The following is a 6,048-nucleotide window of genomic DNA, read 5'->3' as shown; positions in this document are numbered from 1 at the left end:
TCTGGTAGTTCATGCCCAGGAAACGCGGTGGGATCTCCCTGGTGCGTATATCGATGATGATTTTCCCCACGCGCCCACACAGGTAGTCCCAGATGCCGGACCTGCCTTCGGGATAGACAATGGTCACATCCAGCATGGTATGCAGCGATTCCCCCATGGCTTCAAGCACGAAGGCAGTACCACCTGCACGGGGCTTAAGCAGGTTTTTGTAGGGCGAATTCTGGTTTTTATGTTTGGCCGGGGTGAGCCGGGTTCCCTCCATGAAATTGAAGATGGTGACCGGGGTATAGCGGAACTTTTCACAGGCAGCCCGGGTGGTTTCCACATCCCGGCCCTTCAGTTCCGGGCGGCGGGCAATCTGCTCCTTGGTGTGCCGGCGCATGAACGGAAAATCCAGCGCCCACCAGGCAATGCCCAGGAAAGGTACCCAGATAAGCTGTTGCTTCAGGAAGAACTTGAGCAGTGGAATGCGGCTGTTCAGCACATGCTGGATCGCCGGAATGTCGGCCCAGCTCTGGTGGTTACAGGTCACAAAATACCAGTGCTCACGGCTCAGGTCCTCGACGCCGCGGACGTCCCACTCGATATCATGAAGGACATCGGCCAGCACATTGTTGAAGCCGATCCACAGCCAGGCAATGCGATTGAGAACAATGGTGCACCCTTTGCGCACAGGGGGCACCGGAATCACCAGTTTTATAATCGCGAAGACCATCAGAATCGGGAACAGCCAAAGGGTATTGAGCAGGATAAGTACAATTGCAAGCACACCTTTGAACGGTGCAGGCAAAAAACTGAGCATCGACTGGGATCTCCGGAATCAGAATCTGGCAATTATCGGTGGCAGGATTAACCCTCGCTACCTTCCTCATCGGCGTTGCCGGGAAGCAGGGCTTCTTCCTTGCTGGAAGAGGCCATTTTCACCAACTGCTGCTGGCTGCCTTCCCGCACACTGCGAAACTTGTCGTCGTAGTAGGTCAGGTTGTTGTGGCGGATCATGCTTCTGATTTCTTTCACATAATCCTCACCCCGCTCGGAATAGCCGAGCAGACCGGCGGCCAGGCTTACGCCGGTGGCGTAATCACCATTGTTATTGGCCTTGACCCGTATATCCCTGAGCGGCTGGTAGACAGGATGGCGGTTCAGGTTCTGGATGTAGGAACGTACCGACAGGTAAGGCGATTCGAAGGTGGCAACCTCGTGGCTGGCACCCTCAACGCGGCTTTGCGGAACCAGGCCACAGCCTTCGGAAAAACACCACTGTCCAAACAGGTTGTTCCCCCGGAGGGCAAAGCGCGAAGTGCCCCAGGCAGACTCATTGGCGGCCTGCGCCATGATGAGTGAGGGGGGGATAACGTCAAGACGGTTCTCCAGCTGGCGGAACATATCCTGGCTGCCGGGTTCTTCATCCACGCGCAGGCGTTCGGCCTGGCGTTTCAGCCAGGTCAGCTCTGATTTGCTGAGTTCTTCCTTGTCAGAGAGGCTTTGCAGGTACTCCCTTTCGATCAGAATGCGGGAGTTCGCCAGTACGATGCGCGGGTAAAGAAATGAGAAAAATGCGGCCTTCTTTTCAGTGGTATCGCTGTAACCTGAGAAATCCGGCAGGTCGGCGCGGGCCCAGCCGGGCAGGGGTGGTAGCTGGGCAAGCGCGACACCATCAGTCCCACCGCCGTTACGATTGCTGTCACGATTCAGGTCAGGGTCCGGTGTGTGCAGGGCTCCCCAGAAGCCGAAAACCACCATCGGAAAAACCAGCAACAACGCCCGGATACCAGAAGACATAAAACCTCTCGTTACAATCGATATGGCCGAGATTATAGCAGGTAATACGGCCACGTCGCCCGACCGGCGGTGTCGAATTGCCGGGTGATCCGTATCGGATCAGAAGAAGATTTTCATGCCGGCCATTACGCCTTCATCCAGGTTGAGGTCACCGCGGCCGTCAAAATCCGTGTTCAGATAGCGGTAACCGGCAAAGAGCTCGGCGTTACGGATAACGCGGTAGCTGCCCCGCAGTTCGAGACTGGTCAGTTCATCGGAGTCACCGAACGACAGGATGCTCGGTGCGTAATGGAGCCCGCCGGTGAAGGACAGCCCCGGAACGTCGGGAACATTGACGGTGGCAAAACCGCCGAGGGCGACCGCGCCGCCGTCCAGACGGTCGTCATCCCATCCGATTGCACGCACGCCGATGCCAGCGGTGGTGGGCAGGTTGCCAATGGCTGTGCGGCCCTGGGCGTGGAAATCCACGTTGCCGATATGGCGGCTGCCTTCGTGATAGGTATAGCCGGTACCAACCTGGATATCAGAGTTGGTGTCGAAAAAATTCACCTGGCCTTTTACCGAGTCGTTGGTCAGGCTCAGATCCGCATCGGCAGCGTATGCAGGGGCTGCGGCAAGGGACAGAACGATCAAAGGAATACGGTACGCTTTCATTCTTCTACCTTTCTATCAGTGGTTGGTTGTCTCACCGCCCTGGTCGAGATCGTCCGGTGAGGCGTTTTCTGCGGGCACGCGGTATTCTTCGTTGGCCCAGGCGCCAAGATCGATCAGCTTACAGCGTTCTGAGCAGAAAGGGCGAAATGGATTGCTTTCTTTCCATTCCACGGACTTCTTACAGGTGGGGCATTCTACGTTCATTGTGGCCTTGTGGAATATTCAGGTGGATGCGGACGCCTGGCAGTATTGTTCCAGAACCGCCCGCAACATTTCAATATTGACAGGCTTGGCCACGAAGGAATCCATGCCGGCCTCGCGGCAGCGCTCCTCGTCCTTCTCCATGGCACTGGCTGTCAACGCCACCACCGGCACCCGGCTGCGATTGTGGTCTTTTTCCCACTGGCGCAGGCGCCTTGTGGCCTCAAAGCCATCCACCCTGGGCATGATGCAATCCATAAAAATCAGGTCGAACGGATGCCACTGCCACAGACTGGAGGCCGCCTCGCCGTCATTGGCCGTCATCACGTCACAGCCCAGCTTTTCCAACAGCCTGCGGGTGAGTGTACGGTTAACCGGGTTGTCTTCAACCAGCAGGACCTTCATTCGACCGCAGGGCAGCTCCTGGCGGCGGGTGTTGTCGCTGACAGCCTGCAGGGAAAACCGCGTGAGGAACCGGCGCTCGTCTTTGGCCGCATCGGCAAACAGCTGATGCAGGATCGGCGTCAGGCAGGATTCCCGCAGGGATTTGCTGAGGAATGCGTCGGCACCGGCCTGTCGGAAATGCTCCGCGTCACCCCGCTGGGGATTGGAAGACAGAATCAGCAGCCGGGTATGGTTCCACTCCGGGTTGCTGCGAATCTGGCGGCACAGCAGATCGCTGTCCATATCCGGCACGAAACCGTCCAGGGCTATGGCATCAAACGGCTCGTGATTATCGGAGGCCAGGCGCAGGGAGGTCAGCGCCTCGCCGGCGGACTTCACCGCTTCAATATCCAGCTCGTGCCGCGACAGCATTTCCAGGGTTATCTTGCGTGAGAGTTCGTAGGAGTCCACCACCAGAATACGCTTGCCACGGATCATGCTGGTATCCGGCCGGCTGCGGGTGGCGCTCTCCGCTGCCACCGGCAAGGTCAGCTCCATCCAGAAGGTGGACCCTTCCCCGGGTTTGCTTTCCAGGTCCAGGGAGCCGTTCATCAGCTTGACCAGCTGGCGGCAGATGGTCAGCCCCAGGCCGGCCCCCGGCAGCTGGCGCTGGAAGCGTTGGCCCAGTTGAACGTAGGGCTCATACACCAGCGGAATGTCCTCCGGGTTGATGCCCACCCCGGTATCCTCGACGGCGATCCGCAGCCGCACGTTTTCATCCCGGCGCCCGAGTACCTCAATGCTGATCAGCACGTGGCCGGAGTCTGTGAACTTGATAGCGTTGGAGGTGAGATTCAGCAGAACCTGCCGCAGCCGCGCCGGATCCCCCCTAAGGGCCCAGGGCAGGTTCTCGTCAATGCGCAGTTCCAGTGCCAGGCCTTTTTCCCGGGCGCGGGCGCCCAGCATGTGCACCAGATCATTCAGGGTATCCCGCAGATCAAAGGGGATGTCCTCCAGCACCAGCTTGCCGGCTTCCATGCTGGAGATATCCAACAGGTCGTTAATGATGGAGGAGAGACTCTCGGAGGCATTCAGCAGGGTGTGAACATACTCCCGCTGATCCTGGTCCAGGGGCGTGTCCGACAGCAGGTTGGCATAGCCCAGAACAGACTGCAGCGGAATCCGCAATTCATGGCTGACGTTGGCGAGAAACTGGTTCTTGGCGTGATTGGCCCGTACCGCTTCATCCCGCTCATCCTGGGACTGGATCGACGTCTGGCGAAGGGAGCGGGTATCTTCCAGCAACTGCAGGCGCATGGTGTTGAGGGCCTGTTCCAGTTCGCTGAGCTCATCCCCGCGCTTGGGTGGTTTGCGGCGCAGATGCAGTGGTTCAATCAGCGCATCCAGATTCAGCCGGGCGGCATAATCGGCCATGGTTTCCAGGTGCCGTGACAGGGTAAGCCTAACAATAATCAGCAGCCCCAGGGTGCCCAGCATCACAATCATGGACTGGAACAGCAGCGTCAGCAGAGCCCGGTCCATCAGTTCGTTGTAGACCGTCTCTACCGACGAGGTCACCGTCAGTGTTCCCATGGCTTCAGGCGTATCGAAAGAAGCGTGATTGAAAACCAGAGGGGAAGACCGGGAGATCACCCGGCCCTCGGGGTAGGTACCGGTACTGAATTCATCCCCGGCAGCGGTGATAACCCGGGCGTGCTGGATAACCGGAATCGCCCGCATATCGTCCAGACTGTTGGCCACCTCACTGTAATTCAACAGCCACAGGTTATTGCTCATGGCCCCGGAGACCAGCTCTGCGGCTCGCTCCTGGGTATTTTTCAGCTCCTCCGTGCGGCGCTCGAACTCGCCAATCATCTGCACGCCCGTTGCCGCCAGCGACAGAATAAGGCTGAACAACAGCACATAAACCAGCAGCCTGGCAGCCAGTGGCCGTACACCTATTCGTCTGAATAACCGGTTCGGAGGCAAGGCACGCATTCCCTGTGTCGAAAAATCAACCGATCTGCAGTTTAACAGACCGTCAGCACTTCGACACGTTCCTGCGAATCATCATGAACAAACCGGAAACGCACGTTCAGATCGTACAGATGCGCCCCGTAAATCCGTTCCTCATCCCGCCCCCGGCGAAACGACGGTCGCGGATCGTAACTCACCACATCCTCAATCAGCCCCCGCAGATCCGGATACCGCTCCGCCGGCAACTCCGCAAGCTGCGCCTGAGCCTCCTCCAGAAACACCACCGGCAACCGCTGCGTCGGCCCCGAATCCGCCCAGCCAAGCGACGCCTCCGGCACCGAATCCGCAAACGGCAGATAGGGCTTGATATCCAGCACCGGCGTACCGTCAATCAGATCATGGTCGCTGATTCGCAAAACAAGCCGCCCGCCATCATCCCGGCCAAGCCCCTCATTCCGAACCACCGACAGCCCCAGACTGTTAGGCCGGAACGGCGACCGACTGGCAAACACCCCGATCTTCTTGTTACCCCCCAGCCGCGGAGGCCGAACCACCGGCCGCCACTCCGCCCGCACCGCCTCATGAAACTGAAACGTCAGCCACAGATGACTCGCCGTCTCCAACCCCCGAAACGCATCCTCCCGGTCAAACGGCGGTTGAATCACCAGATCGGCATGGGCAAACCGGGTCAACCCCGGCTGGCGGGGCACGCCAAACTTGTCGCGGAAACAGGAACGGGTAATGGCAATGGGGGTAAGCGTTAAAGCCTCAACGGCAGGACGGGAAGGATGACGACTCATTTTTCAGACAACTCCGAGGTAGAGCTCCGGACGGTGACCCCTTCCAAAACTGTGCGGAGCCATGGATGGCGGAGCTCAAGCGCCACATGGACGTGCTAGAGCGTGTTTTGGAAGGGGTCACCGTCCGGAGCTCGGTCAGATATTATAGAATTCAATCAGTAGGGCCGCTCAATACTGCCAGAAAAATACAATTCGATCCGCAAAACCAACGAAGCCCGATCCTTGAAACTCTCATCCCGCGGAAACTCCA

6 protein-coding genes are annotated in these 6,048 nt (G+C 58.5%); all 6 read right to left on the bottom strand.

Annotated elements, in window-relative coordinates; genetic code table 11:
- A partial coding sequence (locus ACESMB_RS06450) for an acyltransferase (protein WP_372971149.1) occupies positions 1-802 on the bottom strand: 802 nt, incomplete at its 3' end.
- A gap of 47 nt (positions 803-849) precedes the next feature.
- Complete coding sequence (locus ACESMB_RS06445; RefSeq protein WP_372971148.1) at positions 850-1,782, bottom strand: glucosaminidase domain-containing protein; 933 nt, start codon at positions 1,780-1,782, stop codon at positions 850-852.
- A 99-nt stretch (positions 1,783-1,881) separates the two neighbouring features.
- Entirely contained in the window at positions 1,882-2,436 is a 555-nt protein-coding gene (locus ACESMB_RS06440) for a YfaZ family outer membrane protein (RefSeq protein WP_372971147.1), read from the bottom strand.
- 15 nt (positions 2,437-2,451) lie between these two features.
- Entirely contained in the window at positions 2,452-2,640 is a 189-nt protein-coding gene (gene yacG / locus ACESMB_RS06435; RefSeq protein ID WP_372927672.1) for a DNA gyrase inhibitor YacG, read from the bottom strand.
- Positions 2,641-2,658: 18 nt separating this feature from the next.
- Positions 2,659-5,010, bottom strand: coding sequence for a response regulator (locus ACESMB_RS06430; protein ID WP_372971146.1), 2,352 nt, complete (start codon positions 5,008-5,010; stop codon positions 2,659-2,661).
- Positions 5,011-5,051: 41 nt separating this feature from the next.
- Positions 5,052-5,798: a tRNA (N6-threonylcarbamoyladenosine(37)-N6)-methyltransferase TrmO gene (tsaA, locus tag ACESMB_RS06425; RefSeq protein WP_372971145.1), complete on the bottom strand. Its 747-nt coding sequence runs from the start codon at positions 5,796-5,798 to the stop codon at positions 5,052-5,054.
- Between the last annotated feature and the right edge of the window lie 250 nt (positions 5,799-6,048).

Origin of the sequence: Marinobacter sp. (assembly GCF_041686475.1) — a bacterium.
Classification (GTDB): Bacteria; Pseudomonadota; Gammaproteobacteria; order Pseudomonadales; family Oleiphilaceae; genus Marinobacter.
Note: the sequence above shows the minus strand (reverse complement) of the source record. Positions and strands in the feature narration are given on the sequence as shown.